The sequence below is a fragment of the Paenibacillus sp. PK1-4R genome (assembly GCF_030369595.1).
GTDB lineage: Bacteria > Bacillota > Bacilli > Paenibacillales > Paenibacillaceae > Paenibacillus.
Map to the genome: position 1 here is coordinate 5,083,663 of NZ_CP126535.1, position 21,348 is coordinate 5,105,010.

Genomic DNA, 21,348 nt, shown 5'->3' on the forward strand with positions numbered 1-21,348 from the left:
GGGGAGATGGAATATGTCGAACATGTTGAACAAGTGGGGGAAAATGGGAGCACGGACATCCAGTATGGCAAATACGTTGTCCATTGTGCTGCTGGTCATTATCGTAGTTGTCTTTGCCGTGCTGGGAACATTTATGTTTGCAAGCACACGAAACATTCTGGTGAAACAGCAGGAATCCATGCTCCAGACCAAGACACAAGCCATTGTTAGTGAATTTGATGCACTATTCAAGGAGAAGGGCGCACTCGTCAAGCAAATGTCCACCAACACATTATTTCAGCAATACATAGAAACAACAGCATCTGCTGCGGATGCGGCAAGTTCAACCTACGCTGCGGAAACACAGGCGACACTCGCCGCTATCGTTAAGGCAGAGCCTTCGTTTGCCGATGCCTGGGTCGCGGGTCTGGATGGAAAAGGCTTTTGGATTCAAAATGATGGTGTCGTATCTGCACCGGACTTTGATATCCAGTCGCGTCCATACTACAAGCCGGTTACCGCCGCAGACGGACTTTATTTCTCCGATCCGTACATTGATATTGCAGCAGGCGATGTACTCATGGGTATCTTTTATCCGATCAAAGACGACAACAACAACACGATCGGCTTTGCCGCAGCGGATATTGCATTCAAGGATATTCCGGCAATTATGGAGAGTTATTCCCTTGGAAGCACGGGCTATTCCATGTTGCTGTCCAAGAGCGGGGAAATTCTGTACCATCCAGATCAAGAGAAGGTATTGAAGGAGAACATCCTGGACAGTACGGGGGACATGGGGAACATCGGCAAGAAAATGCTTGCCGGTGAAAACGGCGTACAGCTTATGAACGACAATGGGGAACGTCGTTATATCGGCTACGCTACCAGCAAGGATACGGGATGGTCCGTTGGTCTGACCATATCCGAAGAAGAAGTTCTCGCGGAATTAAAAACGTTCACGTGGATCACGCTTGGCGGTTTTGCTGCAGCCACCCTTCTACTTGTGATTATCTGTTACATTACCCTTCGCCGTCTGTTACGCTCCATACCACAGCTGCTGGCTAAGATTAAACAGATTGAACAAGGTGACCTGACTGTCCAACTGGATATCAAATCTAATAATGAAATTGGACAGATCGCTACAGGCTTGAATTCCATGGTGCAGAAAATTCAGGTCATGCTGCAAATGGTCGGCAGCTCGGCGCAAATCCTGAACCAGTCGTCGAATGATCTGCAAGCCATCTCCTCTCGAACAGCTGTGACTATGAATGATACATCAACAGCCATCAACGAAATTGCCAATGCAACGAATTATCAGTCCATCGAAACGGAAAATATTTTACGCAAAACAGGCTCTTTATCCAGCCAAATCGATGAAATTGCTACCGATGCGCAGGCTATGGGAACGGTCGTGCAGACATCTGCTGATCAGAGCAGCCAAGGACTGGCGGTCGTGGAACAATTATCGAAATGGTCCGAGGAAAACCATCAGTCCACCCAAGCAATGTCCTCTATTATCCAGGAGATTGACCTGAGTCGGAATGAAATATCCAGTTTTGTGGATACAGTCAAACAGATTGCCTCTCAGACGAACCTGCTCGCACTGAATGCCTCCATTGAAGCTGCACGTGCTGGCGAACATGGAAGAGGATTTGCCGTCGTTGCCGAAGAGGTCCGCAAACTTGCAGAACAGACGGCTCAGGCAACAGAGGAAATCAACAAAAAGGTAAATGTTATTGAAGAGAAAACAACCCTGTCGGTTGAACATACCATGCGCGGTATGAAGATTGCGGAGGAGAATGCCAAATCCGTAGAAGATACCAAACATGTATTCTTTAGTATTAACAAAGACCTAAAGGATCTACAGCAGCGTATGATGCAGATTACCAACAATACCTCCAATGTACACAAGCACAAAGATGAGATATTCCAGGCACTGGAGATTATCTCTTCCACCACAGAGGAGAACTCGGCATCGACGGAAGAAGTAAGCGCCAGCACGCAGGAGCAGCTGGATAGTATCGAACAGGTAGCAGATCTGTCAAAACAGTTGAACCAGTTATCTGGCAAACTGCAAGACGAACTAAGCCAGTTTAAAGTAAAGTCATGATCCGCAAGCGTTCCCCTGCTCTTCTCTTTTAGTCGCTGTCCATTTATTATTAATGAATATGCGTACGAAGAGGATTGGAGGCTGAATCATCATCATGAACTTTGCCAAACGAATGGATCATTTCAACGAAGGAATTTTCACCCGGTTGCTGGAGATCAAGCGCCGCAGACTGGAGAACGGACTGCCGGTTATTGATCTCAGTGTGGGTACGCCGAATATCCCACCTGCGCAGCATATTATAACTGCACTATGTGAGGCCGCAGCTAATCCGGCTAATTATATATATGCAGTGAATGATCAGAGTGAGTTGCTGCAAGCTGCAAGCGATTGGTACAAGCAGCGCTATCAGGTCGAGTTAGACCCGGCAACACAGATCTGTTCCTTGCTCGGTTCACAGGAAGGGCTGGCACATATATCCCTCTCCATTGTCGATGAAGGTGATCTCGTGCTGGTCCCTGACCCCTGTTATCCCGTCTTCGCGGATGGGCCGTTACTGGCAGGTGCAGAACTGTATTATATGCCGCAAAAAGAAGAAAACGGGTATGTTATTCAACTTCAGGATATACCGGAAGATATCGCTCATCGAGCGAAATTCATGCTGGTCTCCTATCCCAACAATCCAACAACCGCGATGGCACCGGATCAGTTCTATCTTGACCTGATTGCCTTTGCCAAGAAGTATGATATTATCGTGCTCCACGATAATGCGTACAGTGAACTCGTATTTGACGGAAAGTCATGTGGAAGCTTCCTTGCATTCCCTGGCGCCATGGACGTCGGTGTGGAGTTCAATTCCCTGTCAAAAACGTACGGACTGGCCGGAGCGCGAATCGGCTTCTGTGTGGGCAATACAACCATGGTCTCCATGCTGAAAAAGCTAAAATCCAATATGGATTACGGGATGTTCCTTCCGATTCAAAAAGCAGCAATTGCAGCCATTACCGGTGATCAATCCGAGGTTGAACGGGTCAGAGCTATTTATGAACAGCGTAGAGACATCCTCTGTGAGGGCTTCAGCAATCTCGGTTGGCCGATTGCCAAACCTGAAGCAACGATGTTCGTCTGGAGCCGGATTCCGGCGCACTACGACAGCTCAGAGCAATTTGCCATGGATCTGGTCACACATGCGGGTGTCATTGCAACCCCAGGCAGTGCCTTTGGTCCTTCAGGTGAAGGGTATGTGCGCTTCGCGCTTGTTCAGGATAATGAAATATTGCAGCAAGCCGTACAATCCGTCGATGACAGCGGGATTCTGAAATCCAGCTAACGGGAGTACGATTCGAATGTGCTCAAGCAAAAATCCCCTCAAGGTCCACAGGGAGTAAGAGTTTCACGTTTGAAAACGTGATCTCTACTTCTCGTAGACGTGAAGGGGATTTTTTTCATTTTCAGAGGACTAAACATTCATTGGGTGATTTAAGATCGCAGCTGAATGGTACCACGTGATAGCAAGAAGCCTGCTCGGGGAGCAGGCTTCTTGTTTCAACGATTTATACAGACTTGCGCCAATTAGAACGATACATCAGATACAGGAAGTACGGTGTTCCGATGATCGCAATGAGTATGCCTGATGGAATCTCTGTCGGTGCCATGACGGTTCTACCGATAGTATCGGCGAGCACCAGCATGACTGCACCCGCTAATGCGGATAGGAACATGGATCGTCTTAACTTATTCCCCGTCAGTAGCCGTACCATATGTGGTGCAATCAGCCCGATAAAACCAACGGTTCCTACACAAGCAACCGCACCTGCTGCAAGTAATACACCAACTGTCATGGCCAATAATCGTGTGCGACGTACTCCGAGACCAAGCCCGGATGCACTGTTGTCGTCAAATACCAGCAGTTCGAATCTGCGTGCCAGCCACCAAGCCACCGGTACCAGAATAACTAAAAATAATCCGATAACCCTCACCTGTTCCCAGGTACGAGCATAGGTGCTTCCTGTCAGCCAGATATATCCGCTGCTACCGTATACCGCACCACGGACAATCAGAATCTGAATACCTGCTCCAGCAATGGCAGACATCGCGATCCCCAGCAACACAACCGCCGAAGGGTTCAGTCCTTTCTTCCAGGCGAGGGAGAACACAACCACTGCAGCAATGGCTGCACCGATAATTGCCGCAATTGGCAGCAAGTATATCGGAAGACCCGGCCATAAGATGATGACCATCATTGCTCCAAGCCCTGCACCTGAGGACACACCAACAATTGAAGCATCTGCCAGCGGGTTACGTACCGCCATCTGAATGAGCACACCGCTGATTGCCAGTGCAGCTCCTGCACCTGCGGCAACAAGAGTACGCGGAATCCGAAGCTGAATCAGCGCGGAGAACAGTCCATCCGATTGGAACAGACTTGGTAACCAATCGGCCAGCGGAATTCGCATACCACCAAACATTGTACTGAGCAAGATAAGCACGACCGTTATGACTGAGAATAATACAGCCATCGGGCCAAATGCAAAGCGACGCGCAGCTCCTCCTGTGCTCATTGAAGTTGACATGCCTGATCCGTTTGCAGCCTTCATACGTGTAAGAACAAGCCAGATGAGCCAAGGTGCACCAATGATCGCCATAACGGCACCCGTTGGCAGTTCCATGCTGGAGTTATGCACCATCTTGGCGAGGACATCTGCTCCAACCAGGAGCGCTGCGCCCCATATGAACACACCGGGTAAAAGTAATCGATTAGAACGTACACCACTCAATCGAACCAGATGAGGTGCAACCAATCCCACAAAACCAATCGGTCCAATTACACTGACAATCACGGCGGCCAGCAATACAGCGAGGATTAACCCTCCTGCACGAGCCAATGCAACCTTTTGTCCCAAGGAAGAGGCCGTTGATTCATCCAACTCCAGCATATCCCACTGTCTGGACAGGATTAACGCGAGAAGGGTAATACCAACCACCCAAGGCAAAGCATAAAACACACCACTCCAGTCATTCTGGACAAGTGTTCCTGAACCCCAAAGGAACAACCCTTGTGTCTCCATGGAGAAAAAAATATGTAATGCACTCGTAAATGAACCAAGGACCATCGATACAATCATACCGGACAACGCAAGTCGAACCGGGCTTGATGTTCGTCCGCCGCCCATGAAATAAGCCGCAAATGCTGCCAGCAAACCACCTAGGGCTGCGAAAAGAAAAGGCGACTGACTTAATAGACTTGGAAAAGCGATAGCTCCCAGCACCACCACAAAGTATGCTCCCGCATTAATGCCCAGCGTATCTGAAGCAGCCAGTGGATTACGAGTAATCGTTTGCAGCAAAGCGCCCGCAACAGCCAGTGCGCCACCCGCAAGAATACCGATCACTGTACGCGGCATGCGCAAGTCCCAGACCATATTGTGCTCTAATGAATCCTGTCTGCCTGTAAGAGCGTCCCAAACGACATGCAAAGGAATGGATGCTTCTCCATAACACAGACTTACAAAAAAAAGCACGATGAGAGCGGTTAGACCGCCCCCATATATGCTTATTGTGCGCCAATTCATAGCTGGCTTAGATCCTTGAACCGAACTCATTTGGTAATCGCCTCGACTACCCCATCAACCAATACTTTGGAGGAGATCGGTCCACCAAATGTCCATGTTGTGCTATCGAGTTGATATGTGCGTTTTTCCTTCACAAAGTTCAGTCCGTTCCAAACCGAGTTATCTTTCATGGCTGTGCCAAAGACGTCATCGTCTGGTTGTGTAATATAAATGAAGTTACTGTCCTTCACATCGGTTAAGGATTCAATGCCTACTGTAGAGAAGCCATAGTTTTCAACTTTGTCCGGCTGCCAATCGTTAACCAGTCCGATTTTGTCCAAAGTACCAATCACAACCGAGTTATCGGTAAACATACGCAGGCTGACTGCATTTTGATATGTGAACGCTTGTGTCAGCGCAAAATTGAAGTTTTCTTTACCCGCAGCAGCCAGTTTTTCTTTGGCTTCTACATAGTGCTGATCGAGATCACTAAGAACTTCTTTTGCTTTGTCTTCTTTGCCCAGAGCCGTTGCAATGTTAGTAAAGATCTCTGTCATTTTGTCATAATCATAACCGTTACCATCGTACGGATCATATTCAATCGTTGGCGCAATCGCGTTAAGCTGATCGTAGACCGCCGTGTTATTATCTGCATTAGCAATGATCAGATCTGGCTTCAATGCAGCAATAGCTTCCAGATTTGGTTCACTGCGTGTTCCGATATCCGTTACACTGTCATCCAGTGCTGCTTCGGATGTTACCCACACTTTATAGTTAGCGTTATCTGCATTACCTACTGGTTGAACACCCAAGGCAACAACATCCTCCGTATATGTCCATTCAAGCGTAACGACACGCTCTGCTGGCTTGTCCAGCTTAAGCTCTCCACGTTTATGCTTCACGGTAACAGGACCTGCTGTCTCTTCAGCCGGAGCACTACCCGAGCCACTACCTTGACTTGTATCTGTTGTAGTCGTGGTTTTACCACAGCCCGCCAAAACCAGCACAAAGGCCAGCATAATCAACAGTCCATTCAACCCTTTTTTCATATCTCTATTCTCCCCTGTTAATATGTATTTATATGATAACAATTATCATTATCACTATTGGATTATGCCGTAGGAATGGATTTTTGTCAATGGAAAGTACCTTATTCCAATTCTTTTATGAAATAAAAAAGGAAAGGGAGAGCTCAAAAGCCATCCTTCCCTTCTACTGTTTGCTGTTTGCATTAACTCAACTGCATCGTAGTGATGCATGTATTATCATTTTCGTATGTAGACAATTGCGTTTCCGCAACCTTTCCATCTCGAACAATACGAATCAGATAGGTTCTGTCTCTAGGCACCCAAAAATCCATAAATCCGTTTGCACCAGACTTCATCACTTCATCTTTCATAAAAGTGTTGCCTTGAGAATCGTGAATGGTAACACTGAATTCCTTATTGCTCATTTCCCCCTGACAACCGGTCAAGCTATGAATTGCACAGGGATGGGTCTGATCCACATAGGGTGCAATGGAAAGGAAAAATTCATTTTCAGGCAAATCGTATGTAGTGGTCTTTTTATCTTGATCGGTTACGATTAACTGTTTGGCATTGATGGAGGCAGATTCGGGTGTCTCTTTTCCTGTGCTGATATCTTCCACCAATTTTCGGATGTTGGGCGCATTGGCTGTACCCGCCTCTTCCTTGCCCGTATTACTTGCAAACAGATAGGTTCCGATTACAATCACAGCTGCAATACCTGCAATGATCCCTATTTGTTTTTTCATCTGGAGTCCATCTCCTCGTCCGTTTTGGTTTATTATAAGGTAGAACACAGTGATACGGACAGTTTACGACACCAAAGTCACCATATATTCACATTTTTGTATTGTAGTAAGCGTAATCTGCTGCCTGTGCACTGTATCATTGATAAGTAAGGGAGGTTGTGTATATGTTTAAGTCTCCATCTGTATCTGACACCGATCGAAGAGTACACAAATCCAAACATGCTCTGAAGTCAGCCCTTCTGGAATGGATGTCCCGTAAGCCATTGGCCAGTATAACCATCACCGATATTGTCAAATCCGCCGATTTGAACCGCAGCACATTTTACAAGCATTATGTATACAAAGAAGACCTGTTTGATGAATTGTTAAATGACGTGATTGACGATTTAAAATTAGCCTATCGAGCACCCTATCAGCATTTCCGAGATTTCGATATTAAGGACCTTAACGCCTCAGCAATTCAAATTTTCGACCATGTGCTGGCTCATGCCTCCTTCTATACATTGCTGGTTAATTCTAACGTGCTACTGGATTTCAGGGATACACTCTATATAACACTTAAGAACTTGTATCTGGAGGATGTGACCGATCTGTCACCTGATCCACGGTTGGATAAGGAACTTCTCGCCTGTTATCAGGCTAATGCCGTTCTTGGTTTAGTTACGGGTTGGGTGAAAAGCAACTTCAAATACAGCGCCTCCTATATGGCTGAACAACTGTTGGAATTCACACGCATGAACCGTTCCCAAGAGATTTATCGGTCTAATCTCCATTCTGCAACGAGTCCATCAAGATAAAGTTATGCCATGACTCTGTAGTGGGATCTGCTCTTAAAAAGAGGTACTGTCTCCCCTGAAGCTTGAGATACAGTACCTCTTTATCATGTCGAAACATTTATTTTAATTAGTTGCTGATCCAGCCACCATCTACAGGCAACTCAACACCTGTAATGAATTTGGATTCATCAGATGCCAAAAACAGGTAGGCGTAAGCAATATCCATAGATTCACCAGCATGTGGAGGCAGTGGAGCAAGATTTTTGTAATTCTCCCCCATCTCCACCTGGGATTTGATGCCTGCTTTCTCCACCATCCCCGTAAACACAGCACCCGGATGTACGGAGTTCACACGAATATTGTCTTTGGCAAACCACTGTGCCCCGTGTTTGGTCAATGAACGTACAGATCCCTTGGAAGCACTATAAGCTGCGCCCTGGGCATCTGCTATTCCACCAATGATTGCTGCTATGGAAGAGGTATTAACGATGGAACCTTGTCCATTCTTCTGCATATAAGGAATGACTGCCTTCATGCCGAGCCATACACCTGTACCATTAATGGACATAACCTTGTCCCAATCCTCTAGCTCAGCTTCCAAAATGCCTTTGGCCATATGAATTCCGGCATTGTTGACCAGAATATCTATTTTTCCGAATTTCGATACGGTTTCTTCCACAACAGCGTTCCAGGACTCTGGACTGGATACATCCAGCTTCAACGCAATGGCTTCCCCGCCACCAGCTACGATCTGTTTAACCTGTTCCTCCAAAGCTTCGATTGCCACATCGGTAGCCACTACCTTGGCTCCTTCTCTTGCAAATAATTGAATACCTGCCAATCCCATTCCACTTGCGGCACCGGTTATAATTGCAACTTTTCCAGTTAATCTGCCCATTTCATATCATCCTTTCCTATTACGATGAATGCCTCATTATGACACCCAACCTGCTAACACCTTTAGTATACGGATGAAATGAAAGCTCTTTCAATCAGCAAATGGACAGGCTTTTGTGGGATAACCGATAGCTAAGTATGGATCTGTTTATTCCCCAGATGTTAATCAACAACATGGACAACTTATGTTGGTTTTATTTTCAATCTACGAGTACTGCCAAAATCCGGCGATGGGATCTGTCCATCTACATTCACTGAATTGGCAAGCAAGTACAGTGCCCCATAACCAAAGACATACTCTTCAAACATTCCATCCGAATAGCCATCCTCATCAATTTGGATGAAAAAATCGTATCCGTCCTTATGCAGAGCTAAAAAGTAACTATCCACTTGCTTAAGTATCTTGTCCAGCTTGAACATAAAGACGGTCGTAATCTTAGTGCCCCCATACCTTCGGTAGCTACTAGCACCGTGATTCTTTTACCCAGACTTGGGGAGCTTAGCTTCGAAAACGGAGAGAGTAGCGGCGATGCCCTTTAATGTCATCGTCCCGCCACTCTCAAGCCCCCGATAAATCAGACTATCTTTTTGAATAAATAGACTTATTGACTGGATAAAACACATAAACTTTTATTTTTATGCTGACATAGACTATATTGAGAATCGGAATTAAGGAGTCAGTTTTAGAATGGTCACAGTGGTATTTAGATTGTTATGCAACTGTGCAGGAGTTGCATTCGCATTTACCAGCTGGATCGTCGTCGGAACCGTTGTAACCGTAACAATAACTTCAGCAGATATAGGTCCTCCTCCATTACCTGTGAAAGGCACAGGTGTTATGGGCGTTCCATTTACCGTGAGGTTGAAATCCGCATTGCCCTGATTATGAATGCTAAAAGAGATCAAGTAACTTCCTGTTTCATTGATTGTTATCGTGGAGGACGGCGGCACAAAAGTGAATGCACCTCCAACATTAGCCAAAACCCCGGTTAAAGTTATTGGTGAGTTGCCAGGTACTGTGTCTGTGCCTGTGCCAGGGTCTGCTCGGAAAACACTTAGGAAATCGGATATTCCGGCCCCAACTGGACCGGCCGGACCTGTTGCTCCTACTGCTCCTACTGGACCTACGGGACCTACCGGACCTACCGGACCCACTGCTCCGAGCGCGCCTGCTGGCCCGACTGGCCCTTGTATACCCGGAATCCCTTGCAGTCCTTGTGGTCCCGGTATCCCTTGAGCACCGGTCGCTCCTCTGAGACCTATCGGTCCTTGTGGTCCCGGTATCCCTTGAGCGCCAGTTGCCCCTTTTGGACCTATCGGTCCTATTGGTCCAGAAGTTCCTTGAGCGCCTTGCGGTGCATTAACAACAACCTTAGGTCTAACCTTTACCACCTTAACCTTAACACGACAATGCATGCTTTGTTTAAATTTACGTCTACAAATGCGTTTTCCATGACGATTTAACAATGAACTCACCTCCGTGATATTTCTCCCCATACTATGTGTATCCATCACAAGGGGCATAGACTATTAACTATAAATTAGAAAATTTTAGTGCCCATAATTAGAAAATTGGTCTATGAATCCAGTCTATAACATGAATGTATAGACCCATTTTCAATATAAAATGCAGTTAAAAAAGCCAGTCGAACACGAGATATTCTCGATGTTTGACTGGCTTTTGCTATGCTTATCCCTTTCGCACAGGTTCTTCTTATTTTACAATAGTGCTTTGTTTTTCTCATAGAACCGGGCATTGTGAGAAGATACACCCGCCATATCGGAAGCAGCAGGTTCCAGATACGTCTTGGCGCTGTTGACGGCGAGCACCGCATCGTTAAAAGCACCTGCGATCAGCCTGACTTTGCTTCCATAAGTGATAAAGTCACCTGCTCCGAATATGCCTGGAATGTTGGTACGCATGCGCTGATCAACAGATACGCCGTAGTCTTCACGCGCTAGCCCCCATTGCACGAGGTTACCAAAATCACGATCATACCCATGGCTTACAACAACTTCATCCACTTCGACATGTGTGATCTCATCGGTTTCTAAATGGGCCAACTCGACACGATCGATTTTATCACCTTTACCGTATAAGCGAGAGATAGTATATGGCGTCATGACGTTGGCTTGAGCTTTCATCTGAGCAACAGGCGACTCATGTCCGGTAAATTCATGACGTCTGTGTGCTACTGTAACTTCACTTGCGATCTTGCCTATTTCATTCGCCCAGTCGACTGCGGAATCGCCGCCGCCTGAGATCAGAACACGCTTCCCGGCAAATCGAGATAGATCAGTTACGGTATAGTGCAGATTTGTCAGCTCATACCGATTGGCACCCTCGACATCCAGCTTTTGCACCTGGGTCATGCCTCTGCCCGCACATAACAGGATGGTACGTGTGTAATGACGTTCGCCTGTTTTGGAAATGAGTACAAATACACCATCCTCACGTCGTTCAAGCTCGGCTATTTCCTGCCCAAATACAATCGTTGGATCGAACGTTCTCGCCTGTCTCTCCAGCGATTCAATCAGCTTCTCACAGCGAATCGGATCAATCCCGCCCACATCCCAGATCAGCTTCTCCGGGTACGTACGCATGAATCCACCCAGTTCCTGCTTGGCTTCGATGATCTTGGTACGCATGGCTCTCATACCACTATAAAATGAGGCATACATGCCAGCAGGCCCACCACCAATGATCGTAATATCGTAGATGTCTAATTGTGTCTCCGTTGTCATTTAAGGCACCAACTTTTCAACAACATAGTCCATCAATTTTACAGATCCAATCGGACCCACACCGGATACGAATTGGCTTGTCTTCAACGGGAAGACATGATCATTCTTCACAGCCTCCAGATTCGACCACACCTGGCTTGCTTTCAGATCTTCCATGGATTTCTTCGTGTCATAACCTACGAGGGTTCTATCTTCCAGAAAAATATAATCCGGATTCATCTCAGGCAAAAACTCCAGTGAGAACTGGCTAAACCAATCTGTAGAGTCTTTGATCGCTTCAGGGCTATTCAGACCCAGGATATCATAGAAGAAAACACTGCTGCTTCCTCCTTTGGGACCCATGAAACGGTAACGATTGTGCTCTACCCGGAGAACCAATACGGTCTTGTCTCCCAGGGCTGCCGCAATTTTCTCTTTCGCTTGTGAGGCTTTCTCATCAAATTCAGCCAATACTTTGGCAGATTCTTCGGTCTTGTCAAATATGGCAGCCAGCTTTGGCATAGCACGTTTCATTTCACTGTTGGCATCCAGTGCCACCGTAGGAGCAATTTTGGACAATTCATCATATACGCCCTGTTCCATACCTTCGCCAGCTGCAAGGATCATATCCGGTGACAACGCAAGCAACTGCTCATAATTATATTGATATTGCTCAACTTCAATGATCTGGACTCCATGTTCTTTCAAATAATCAGGGCGGTATTCCGCTTCAACTTCTGGAGTTAACAAAACGATTTGAGGTGTAACACCCATTTCAATCAGATACTCGGCATAGATCGAATCAAACACAACCAGATTTTGAGGATGAGTTGGAATCGTTACTTCTCCAAACTGATCCTTCACCACCTTAGTCCCACTTTCAGTCGCTGTTTCTTCTGTTGTATTCGTTGCTCCTTCAGTTGGAGTACCTGCTGTTCCAGCTGTAGCGTTCTCTTCAGTAGTTCCACCGGAACATGCCGCCAGCATCATACTGATCACCAACAGCATGATGGCTAACCCTTTAAATCTTCGTAACATGATATACTTCGCCCCTTATGTACATTGATAATGATAATTATTATCAAATAGTATCAAATAAGAAGTGTTGCTTCCATAGCATATCGTGCGTATTCGGTTGGATTATTGTGCTCTCTCATGAAAAGGTTCCGTAAGATGGCGAACGATCTGATTTAGAATCAGAGTGTGACCCGTAATTCCGTGACCGTCTACCCACAGGTGAGTATCTACGTAAAATACCCGATTATTTTTCACAGCCTTCAGCTCGTTCCATTGCGGACTCTCCCATAGTTTCCTCATATTCTCTTCAGCGCTGAAGTGCTGCATGATCCGCTTCTCCACAAACACATAATCGGGATTGGCTTGTGTCAGTAATTCAAGCGAACAAGGATTAAACCAGGCTGTACCTGAATCCAGTGCTTGCGGCAGTGTTAATCCAAGCTGTTCATATAACAAGTGTGATACCCCGTGTGAATGCCCACCCAGATATCGATAACCAAACGCTTCTACCCTCAGCAACATGACTGTGGCCGCGGATTGGATGATGGGTTGCAACTGTTGCTTAGCTACGCTGACTTCGTGTTTCATCTGCTGATGCAGTCTATAAGCTTCTTCTTCTTTAAGAAACCAGACTGCCAATTGATCGAGCATTGGTTCTACATCTTGATGAAGTCCAGTTAGAATCGGTGCAATTGTGCGCAGCTCCCTTTTGACCTCTTCCGTCAATACGTTTCCTATCAACATCTCCGGTTGAATTTGTCGAACAAGTTCTATCTCCACCTCATACTGTGTTACCTCCAGCATCTCTACTCCATACGCTGTAAATTGTTCATGATGATGTGGGGACAACAAGATCGGGGTGACCACTACGGCATGGGGGATGACACCCAGATGAATCATAATTTCTGCACAGATTGGAGAAAGTGATACGATCTTGCGCTGCGTCATCGTCTGCCTATATATCTTAGGTGATACGCCAGTCAGTTGTTTGAAGCGTCGGCTAAAATAATGAGCATCTTCAAATCCAGTCTTTTTGGCAATATCCTGTGAGGTTGCAGCTGTTAATATCAATTCTTCCTGCGCACGGTAGATCCGGTAGTGTGCCAGATAATCCAGAGGTGGCTTACCATATCGCTCGCTAAATTTGCGGGAGTAATGCCATGGACTGATTCCGGCAATCTGAGCTAACTGTGTACGTGTAATGACCTGATCATAATGCTGCTGCATGTAGTCAATGGAGCGAAGTATACCGTGTTCTGGCTTCAACTCGTTATCCGGCTGTTTCCGATATAGATTACTTAACAACTCATATAACAAATGCTGATGGCCAACCCTTTCTGCACTCTGATCCTGTGTATGTACTTCACTCCAATGCTGAATGATACTTGCCAGACCTCCACCGGACAGTTGCACTTTCTGATACGCCTCTCCTGACGGTAACCGCCATTCAAACTTCTCAGCTTCCCGTCGATCATGCAGCACCGAATATGTATCGAACTGAACATGCCAGCCTGCCAGATCCAGGTTGCCACCTTCAATGACCTCCATTACAGAGTTCTCTTCAAGCGCAATTAATTCTCCATAGGAGACGTGAACTCGGTGTCCATTTATATTCCAGATCGCTTTTCCATCAATGATAAATATCAAGGTGTGACTGGGAAAGTGATGCAGCTCGCCTTTTGTTATCCATGCGTTGCTTAGTGCATTCGTTGACTTCCATTGCGCAATCCATTCCATGTTGTCAGACATAGGTTATCCTTTCAAAGGGATTAGTAATCCAGATTTATAGGTTTCACTATATCAAAATACATGACAACTCCATAACCAACAAGCTATGGCTTGAATAAAATGGTGGACAGCTACTGAGCATTTCATACTTGTATTATTCAGATAAAACTCAAAAGAGCCCGTACCATCAGGTATAGGCTCTTTCTTACAACTTTAACACTACTTTTTCAAAAGTACGTTTTACGTATTACTCAATGCTGGCCTTCGGTGACCCCTGTCCCCGTTTCTGTCCTTTTCTTGCCATCCAATACGTCAGTCCACCTGAGACACCGAAAGCAATAACCACACCAATGCATGTGTGTAACAGATTCAGGCTACCCTCTTCGATGAAGAGAGGGAGGCTGACCAAGCTCGGATTCCCCACCATAGAAAATGCCTTGACAGATAACAGTCCTAAATACAGTCCACCCGCAGCTCCACCCAGCAATGCAGCGTAGAAAGAGGATCTTTTTCTCATGTTGACCGCATACAATGCAGGCTCTACAACTCCAAGGAGGGCTGTTCCCGTTGCCCAGAAAGCAAGTCTTCTGGATGCTGGCTCTTTCGAATGCAAAGCGTTTGCAAGCGCAGCCCCTGCTTGTCCTACAATCGCCACTAACATGGCAGCAATCACCATAGAACCACCATTCATAACCATTTCATTAATGATGATGGCAATTATCCAGTAGTGTAATCCCGTAATTAACATCAGTGAGAAGACCGCTCCCAGTAACATCACCGACACCACTGGAGCATTAGTTACTAGTGTATCCAATGCCTCCGGCAGATGTTCATCAATCCAGGTGCCGACTGGACCAAGAATCATCAATACTAGCGGAACAAGAATCAGTAACGTCAGGAATGGAGCAACCATCCCTTTGGAAAATTTTGGACTACATCGTTCAACAACTCTTTCCAAGAAGGCGGCTACACAGATCGTTAGAATGACCCAGATGGGCGTAGAGTAAAAAGCAGGCTGGGACACCAGTGGCAAACCCAGGAAATGCACCTCTTTTTCCCCTGACATCAGCATCGTCATCTCCGGATAAAACATGAGTCCGCCAATCGATGCAGCAACATAGATGTTGCTCTTCAACCGATACGCTGTGCTGATTGCTACCAATATAGGCAGTACATAAAATACACCGTCTCCAATGATCCTGAAGATCGTAAAGGTCTGGCTGTCCATCAATGCTGAAGAGTCCGCAGAACTGTACGTATCCATTAACGCAATAATGGCGACTATAATTTTAATAACAGCGGCTCCGAGAATTGCAGGCATCAAGGGCCTGAACACATCGGATACAAAATGTAAGATCGAGAATCTGTTCTTCTTCGTGTGTCCCGCTTCCTGCAACGCTGTCCTTGTCGATTCCCAAGCGTCCATACCCAGTAACGTATTGTAGATAAGTGAAGATTCATCTCTTATTGCCAGATGGCACTGCTCACCCGTTATCCGAATATCTGCCACAACATCTGAGGAAGCAAGAATAGACATGTTCAATTGAGTACTGTCCTTTATTACCAGCGTTGTTGTGCCCTTTTCATGTTCTACGAGCTTGATGTTCTCCTTGCCACCTGCGAGTTTCAACCAATCTTCAATCTGTGTGTCATGCATTATGTACAATCTCCTCATATTACGGTAAACCCGTGTTTTGTGATGTGTTATGATCTAATATGCCTCTATCTATATACACATTTCCATGAAAAAACTTCAATAGGATAAAAAAACTAATTTCCCTGACATTGCATGTTCATTTATACAAGGTATATGGACCTATGAAGGTCGAAAAAGCAAAAAAAGCCTACTCTTATGTAGGCTCTTATCCATCTTTACTTATGGTCATACTCTTCATACTCACAAACGACATTCTCAGCCATCAGATGGCGAATGCACGTAAATATACATCCTTCATCCTATGACAGTGCCAACATCGCGTTCATATCTTCTTCTGCCGTTGTAATTAACTTCAGGCCAAACATATCCACGAGTACATCCAAGACACCTTCCGATATGAACTCAGGCGGTTTTGGTCCAATGCGAATGTCCTGAATGCCGAGGCTGAACAGGCCGAGCAGGATCGCAACTGCTTTTTGCTCAAACCAGGACAGCACAATGCTGACAGGCAACTCGTTCACGGTACAGCCAAAAGCATCCGCCAAAGCCATTGCAATTTTCACCGTGGAACCGGAATTGTTGCATTGACCCAGGTCGATATAACGCGGTATACCCGTGTCTCCAACCGTACCATAATCCACATCGTTGAAGCGGAACTTACCACAGGATGTCGTCAGAATTACAGTATCATTTGGCAAGGATGTCGCGAGTTCACGATAGTAGTTGCCACCTTTGCCTGGCGCATCACAACCTGCAATAACGAAGAATCGGCGGATATGACCGTCTTTTACCGCCTGAATAATCTCGGGCGCAAGTCCAATCACGGTCTCATGATGGTATCCTGTCGTTAAGACTTGCTCGGACTGTACATTAGCCGCAGGCAGGGACAATGCGCGTTCAATTAGAGGTGAGAAGTCATCCTCTGTAATTTTGGCAACACCCTCCAGACCCGCCACTTCGTATGAGAAAAAGCGGTCTGCATATGTGCCTTTGATCGGCATGACACAGTTGGTTGTTGCAAGAATAGCACCCGGAAATTGTTGGAACAGTCTGCGCTGATCGTACCAGGCTTTGCCGATATTACCCTTGAGATGGGCGTATTTCTTCAGCGCAGGATAACCGTGCGCAGGCAACATTTCCGAGTGGGTATAGATGTTGATTCCTTTCCCTTCAGTTTGACGCAGCAACTCCTCCAATGCATACAGATTATGTCCCGTCACCACAATGCACTGTCCTTCAATCTGGTTCTGGCTAACCGTAATCGGTTGCGGTACACCAAAGCGGTCCGTGTGCGCACGATCCAACACATCCATAATGCGGATTGCTGCATTACCTACCTTCATCGCCATCTCCAGATGTTCCTGTACATTAAAATTCGAGTTCGTTAATGTCATATATAATGCCTCATGTGTAATCCGATCCACCTCAGGATCAGAATATCCCAACTGGCGTGCATGTGTCGCATAAGCAGCGATGCCTTTTAACGCAAAAATCATCGTATCCTGCAAACTTGCGATTGTTTCGTTTTTGCCGCATACCCCAACCACGGTACACCCGCCACTTGGCGTCTGTTCGCACTGATAACAAAACATATGGTTTCCCCTCCAAACTTAGATTAAACGCAGTTCGTTATGTAATAGCGTAACAGACCCTGATATGAGCTAGTGTGATGGTGCACACAGTTTCTGATCCAACATCTATATATGGTTCTCCAGACGATCATCCAAACTGGAAATAATAACATTCAAAAAAAGGCATATCTCGGATCATTATGAAAAATACTGTGTACAGCTAAAAACGTATAAATCCATAATCTTAAAAAATACGGAAATGAAACGATTCTAGATTTTGCCCGTAAGGGTAATACACAGAGAAATCTAATATTCAAGGAGCTGGTCAATTGCAACATTACAGACACAGTGCGGAGGAAACCCTTCAGGATGTACAGAGTTCCTCCAAGGGACTCACAACATCCGAAGCTGCCAAGAGACTTGAAACGGAAGGATATAACGAGTTAAAAGGTAAAGATGCAACACCAGTCTGGAAACTGTTCCTCGAAAATTTCAAAGATCCGATGGTCATCGTGCTGCTGATTGCAGCCGCTGTACAGGTTGTACTTGGACACCTGATTGAATCGTTGATCATATTCCTGGTTATTTTGCTCAATGCGGTAATCAGCGTAGTTCAGACCAAAAAAGCCGAGAGCTCGCTCGACGCGCTGAAACAAATGTCTGCTCCTGAAGCCAAGGTCATTCGTGACGGGCAGAAAAAGACCATTCCTGCGAGGGAACTCGTTCCCGGTGATATTGTTATGCTGGATGCAGGTGATTATGTCCCGGCAGACGGGCGTATCCTGGAATCAGGAAGTTTGAAAATCAACGAAGGCATGCTGACCGGAGAATCGGAAGCTGCGGAGAAACACGCCGATACCATCCCGGATGAAGCTCCTATTGGAGATCGTCGCAATATGGCCTTCAGTGGCTCACTCGTCGTATATGGACGGGGCATGCTTGTCATTACAGGTACGGCTCTCAAAACCGAAATCGGTAAAATTGCCGAACTGATTGAAAATGCCGAAGCCAAAAACACGCCATTACAGCGCAAGTTGGAATCTTTCAGCAAAAAACTGGGCTTTTTCATCCTCGGCTTGTCGATTCTCATCTTTGGCATTGAAGCCGGTCGTGTATGGTTGACCGAAGGTACGGAGAATATCGGGCCATCCATCGTAAATGCACTGATGTTTGCCGTAGCTGTTGCGGTTGCTGCCATTCCTGAGGCGCTATCCTCCATTGTGACTATCGTATTGTCACTTGGAACAAATAAGATGGCCAAACAACATGCGATCATTCGCAGACTGCCTGCCGTGGAGGCGCTCGGTTCTGCCAGTATCATCTGTACAGATAAAACAGGAACACTAACCCAGAATAAGATGACTGTCGTCGATTATTACATTCCCCATGGCACCAAAGACGAATTCCCCGATGATCCCGATCAGTGGTCGGAAGAGGAACGACGTTTGTTACATATTGCGGTGCTCTGCAATGATTCGAATATTAACCAGGAAGGCAAGGAACTGGGTGATCCAACCGAAGTGGCCCTCATTGCCTTCAGCAACCGGGTGAACAAGGATTACAATGAAATCCGTGACCAGTTCCCGCGTGAAGCTGAGCTTCCTTTTGACTCGGATCGAAAGCTCATGAGTACGGTGCATACCTTCGAGGGACAGACGGCTTTGCTGACCAAAGGTGGACCGGATGTGCTGTTCAGTCGCTGTAGTCATGTATTTATCAACGGTGAGGTTCAGCCCCTCACACCCGAGATTCGCACACAGTTTGAAGAGAAAAATGAGGCATTCTCCAAACGCGCCTTCCGTGTGCTGGCCTATGCGTACAAAAAATTCGATGACAAAAACCAGGTCACCATTGATGACGAGCATGATCTGACACTGGTTGGCCTGACAGCGATGATTGACCCACCGCGTGAAGCGGTATACGGCTCTATTGAAGAGTCCAAAAAAGCGGGCATTCGCACCATCATGATCACTGGAGATCACAAAACGACGGCTCAGGCCATCGGTGTTGATATCGGCCTTGCCGAACCGGATGACCTCGCCATTACCGGAGCCGAACTGGACAAAATGTCCGATGAAGAACTGGATCAACAACTTGAACACATCTCGGTATACGCCAGAGTATCACCTGAGAATAAAATCCGGATTGTGCGTGCATGGCAGCGTAAAGGCAAAGTTGCAGCCATGACCGGAGATGGGGTTAACGACGCGCCTGCGCTGAAACAAGCCGACATCGGTGTAGCGATGGGTAGCGGAACAGATGTCGCCAAGGATGCGGCTGCCATGATTCTGACGGATGATAACTTTGTCTCCATCGTGAATGCAGTTAGTGTTGGGCGGATGGTGTTTGATAACATCAAAAAAGCCATCGCCTACCTGTTCGCCGGTAACCTCGGCGCGATTATCGCCATTTTGTTTGCCCTAGTGGTCGGTTGGGTTAATCCGTTTACGGCCCTTCAACTGCTGTTCATCAATCTGGTGAACGACTCCTTGCCTGCCATTGCTTTGGGTACAGAGAAACCCGAGCCGGATGTCATGCGGCGTAAACCGCGTGATATTAACGAGGGTATCTTCGCAGGTGGAACCCTGCAAGCTGTAATTACGCGTGGTGTCCTGATTGGTGCGGCTGTTATTGTGTCCCAATATATCGGACTTGGCATCTCGGAGGAAATCAGTGTGGCTATGGCATTCACAACCTTGATTCTGGCACGTAGTCTGCAAACATTTGCAGCACGTTCCAACACACAAACCATCTTCCAGGTGGGCTTTATGACCAATAAATTCGTGCTCGGTTCCATTCTGGTATGTCTCTGTCTCTATGCAATCACACTGATTCCAGGTGTTCGCGGCGTCTTCGCTATCCCTGATACATTCGGCTGGAATGAGTTCCTGATTGCAGGCGGACTTGCTCTTGCTGCCGTCATACTGATGGATGTCATCAAGTGGATTCGCAATCGCGGCAAGCAAGTCACTGCAGCATAAGTTCTGCAGATATCGTATGCACAAACAGGCGCCCATTATCGGAGCGCCTGTTTCTGTATCTAATTATCCCTGTTTAATGCCAAAAGCGATCCATCGTCCATCAATATCCTCGATCACAAACTCCTTGTTATTATAGTCTGTGTGATTAAGGACACGTACGATTTTCACATCGGCGTTGATCAATTCCTGCTGAAGCTCTTCCTGGTTCTTGGTAATAAAATAGGCATCATATCCATACCCATATAATTCTCTGTTGGGAATGACCTTCTGTCCATTGCTTTGGGTTAAAATAATCTCGGTAAGATCACGATACAGGCAGATATGGGGTTCCGCTGCATCAAGATATTCGACCACCCGGAAGCCCATCTTTTCTTCATAAAACTGCGCCGTTCGCTTCATATCCAGAGTCGGAAATACGCTGTGGGACATTAATAATAAGTGAGTCATACTGTAGTCTCCTTCAAAATCTCTTCAAAACATGATTATGTAATCCAACCATCATATTACCCAATTTCAGGGAACTAGTCTATAAATTCCGACTCCACGTCTCTTAAATCTCACTTATACTGCGCAATATACAGTATGACATTATTGCCATATATTAAAATGAAGTGTAAAATGATATATTGCTTTTCATCACATTTTC

16 protein-coding genes are annotated in these 21,348 nt (G+C 46.2%); 4 read left to right on the top strand and 12 right to left on the bottom strand.

The window, feature by feature from the left end; translation table 11 throughout:
- The first annotated feature begins 13 nt into the window (after positions 1-13).
- Both QNO02_RS22055 and QNO02_RS22060 read left to right on the top strand, forming a co-directional pair.
- Positions 14-2,089 (top strand): methyl-accepting chemotaxis protein, encoded by a 2,076-nt coding sequence (locus QNO02_RS22055; protein ID WP_176872539.1) that lies wholly within the window; start codon positions 14-16, stop codon positions 2,087-2,089.
- Between the two features lie 94 nt (positions 2,090-2,183).
- On the top strand, positions 2,184-3,356 hold the full coding sequence (locus QNO02_RS22060) for an aminotransferase class I/II-fold pyridoxal phosphate-dependent enzyme (RefSeq protein WP_289389983.1): 1,173 nt from the start codon (positions 2,184-2,186) through the stop codon (positions 3,354-3,356).
- Between the two features lie 223 nt (positions 3,357-3,579).
- Here the strand turns inward: QNO02_RS22060 and QNO02_RS22065 are convergent, their stop codons facing one another.
- From QNO02_RS22065 to QNO02_RS22075, 3 genes are all read right to left on the bottom strand, one after another.
- Positions 3,580-5,628, bottom strand: coding sequence for an iron ABC transporter permease (locus QNO02_RS22065; protein WP_091028157.1), 2,049 nt, complete (start codon positions 5,626-5,628; stop codon positions 3,580-3,582).
- Complete coding sequence (locus QNO02_RS22070) at positions 5,625-6,626, bottom strand: ABC transporter substrate-binding protein (RefSeq protein WP_091028155.1); 1,002 nt, start codon at positions 6,624-6,626, stop codon at positions 5,625-5,627. The genes QNO02_RS22065 and QNO02_RS22070 overlap by 4 nt, the downstream gene beginning before the upstream one ends.
- A gap of 182 nt (positions 6,627-6,808) precedes the next feature.
- On the bottom strand, positions 6,809-7,351 hold the full coding sequence (locus tag QNO02_RS22075; RefSeq protein WP_289389984.1) for a CueP family metal-binding protein: 543 nt from the start codon (positions 7,349-7,351) through the stop codon (positions 6,809-6,811).
- A 164-nt stretch (positions 7,352-7,515) separates the two neighbouring features.
- On the opposite strand from QNO02_RS22075, the gene QNO02_RS22080 reads away from it, so the two are divergent.
- Complete coding sequence (locus QNO02_RS22080) at positions 7,516-8,148, top strand: TetR/AcrR family transcriptional regulator (RefSeq protein ID WP_289389985.1); 633 nt, start codon at positions 7,516-7,518, stop codon at positions 8,146-8,148.
- Positions 8,149-8,254: 106 nt separating this feature from the next.
- Here the strand turns inward: QNO02_RS22080 and QNO02_RS22085 are convergent, their stop codons facing one another.
- The 8 genes from QNO02_RS22085 to hcp form a co-directional block, all read right to left on the bottom strand.
- Positions 8,255-9,025, bottom strand: coding sequence for an SDR family NAD(P)-dependent oxidoreductase (locus QNO02_RS22085; protein ID WP_091028148.1), 771 nt, complete (start codon positions 9,023-9,025; stop codon positions 8,255-8,257).
- A 182-nt stretch (positions 9,026-9,207) separates the two neighbouring features.
- Positions 9,208-9,414 (bottom strand): hypothetical protein, encoded by a 207-nt coding sequence (locus QNO02_RS22090; protein WP_143023550.1) that lies wholly within the window; start codon positions 9,412-9,414, stop codon positions 9,208-9,210.
- 279 nt (positions 9,415-9,693) lie between these two features.
- Positions 9,694-10,491: a collagen-like domain-containing protein gene (locus QNO02_RS22095; RefSeq protein WP_353959073.1), complete on the bottom strand. Its 798-nt coding sequence runs from the start codon at positions 10,489-10,491 to the stop codon at positions 9,694-9,696.
- Positions 10,492-10,743: 252 nt separating this feature from the next.
- Positions 10,744-11,769, bottom strand: a complete 1,026-nt coding sequence (locus QNO02_RS22100) for an NAD(P)/FAD-dependent oxidoreductase (protein WP_289389986.1) — start codon at positions 11,767-11,769, stop codon at positions 10,744-10,746.
- Positions 11,770-12,786, bottom strand: a complete 1,017-nt coding sequence (locus QNO02_RS22105) for an ABC transporter substrate-binding protein (RefSeq protein WP_289389987.1) — start codon at positions 12,784-12,786, stop codon at positions 11,770-11,772. It abuts the gene before it with no gap.
- Between the two features lie 102 nt (positions 12,787-12,888).
- The gene (locus tag QNO02_RS22110; RefSeq protein ID WP_091028139.1) at positions 12,889-14,514 is read right to left on the bottom strand and encodes a helix-turn-helix domain-containing protein; all 1,626 of its coding nucleotides are present in this window, start codon (positions 14,512-14,514) and stop codon (positions 12,889-12,891) included.
- A 226-nt stretch (positions 14,515-14,740) separates the two neighbouring features.
- On the bottom strand, positions 14,741-16,150 hold the full coding sequence (locus QNO02_RS22115; protein ID WP_289389988.1) for a PTS transporter subunit EIIC: 1,410 nt from the start codon (positions 16,148-16,150) through the stop codon (positions 14,741-14,743).
- 299 nt (positions 16,151-16,449) lie between these two features.
- Positions 16,450-17,742: a hydroxylamine reductase gene (gene hcp / locus QNO02_RS22120; protein WP_289389989.1), complete on the bottom strand. Its 1,293-nt coding sequence runs from the start codon at positions 17,740-17,742 to the stop codon at positions 16,450-16,452.
- 308 nt (positions 17,743-18,050) lie between these two features.
- Between hcp and QNO02_RS22125 the strand changes: the two genes are divergently transcribed.
- The gene (locus tag QNO02_RS22125) at positions 18,051-20,702 is read left to right on the top strand and encodes a cation-translocating P-type ATPase (protein WP_289389990.1); all 2,652 of its coding nucleotides are present in this window, start codon (positions 18,051-18,053) and stop codon (positions 20,700-20,702) included.
- A gap of 63 nt (positions 20,703-20,765) precedes the next feature.
- Here the strand turns inward: QNO02_RS22125 and QNO02_RS22130 are convergent, their stop codons facing one another.
- Complete coding sequence (locus QNO02_RS22130) at positions 20,766-21,149, bottom strand: VOC family protein (protein ID WP_289389991.1); 384 nt, start codon at positions 21,147-21,149, stop codon at positions 20,766-20,768.
- Between the last annotated feature and the right edge of the window lie 199 nt (positions 21,150-21,348).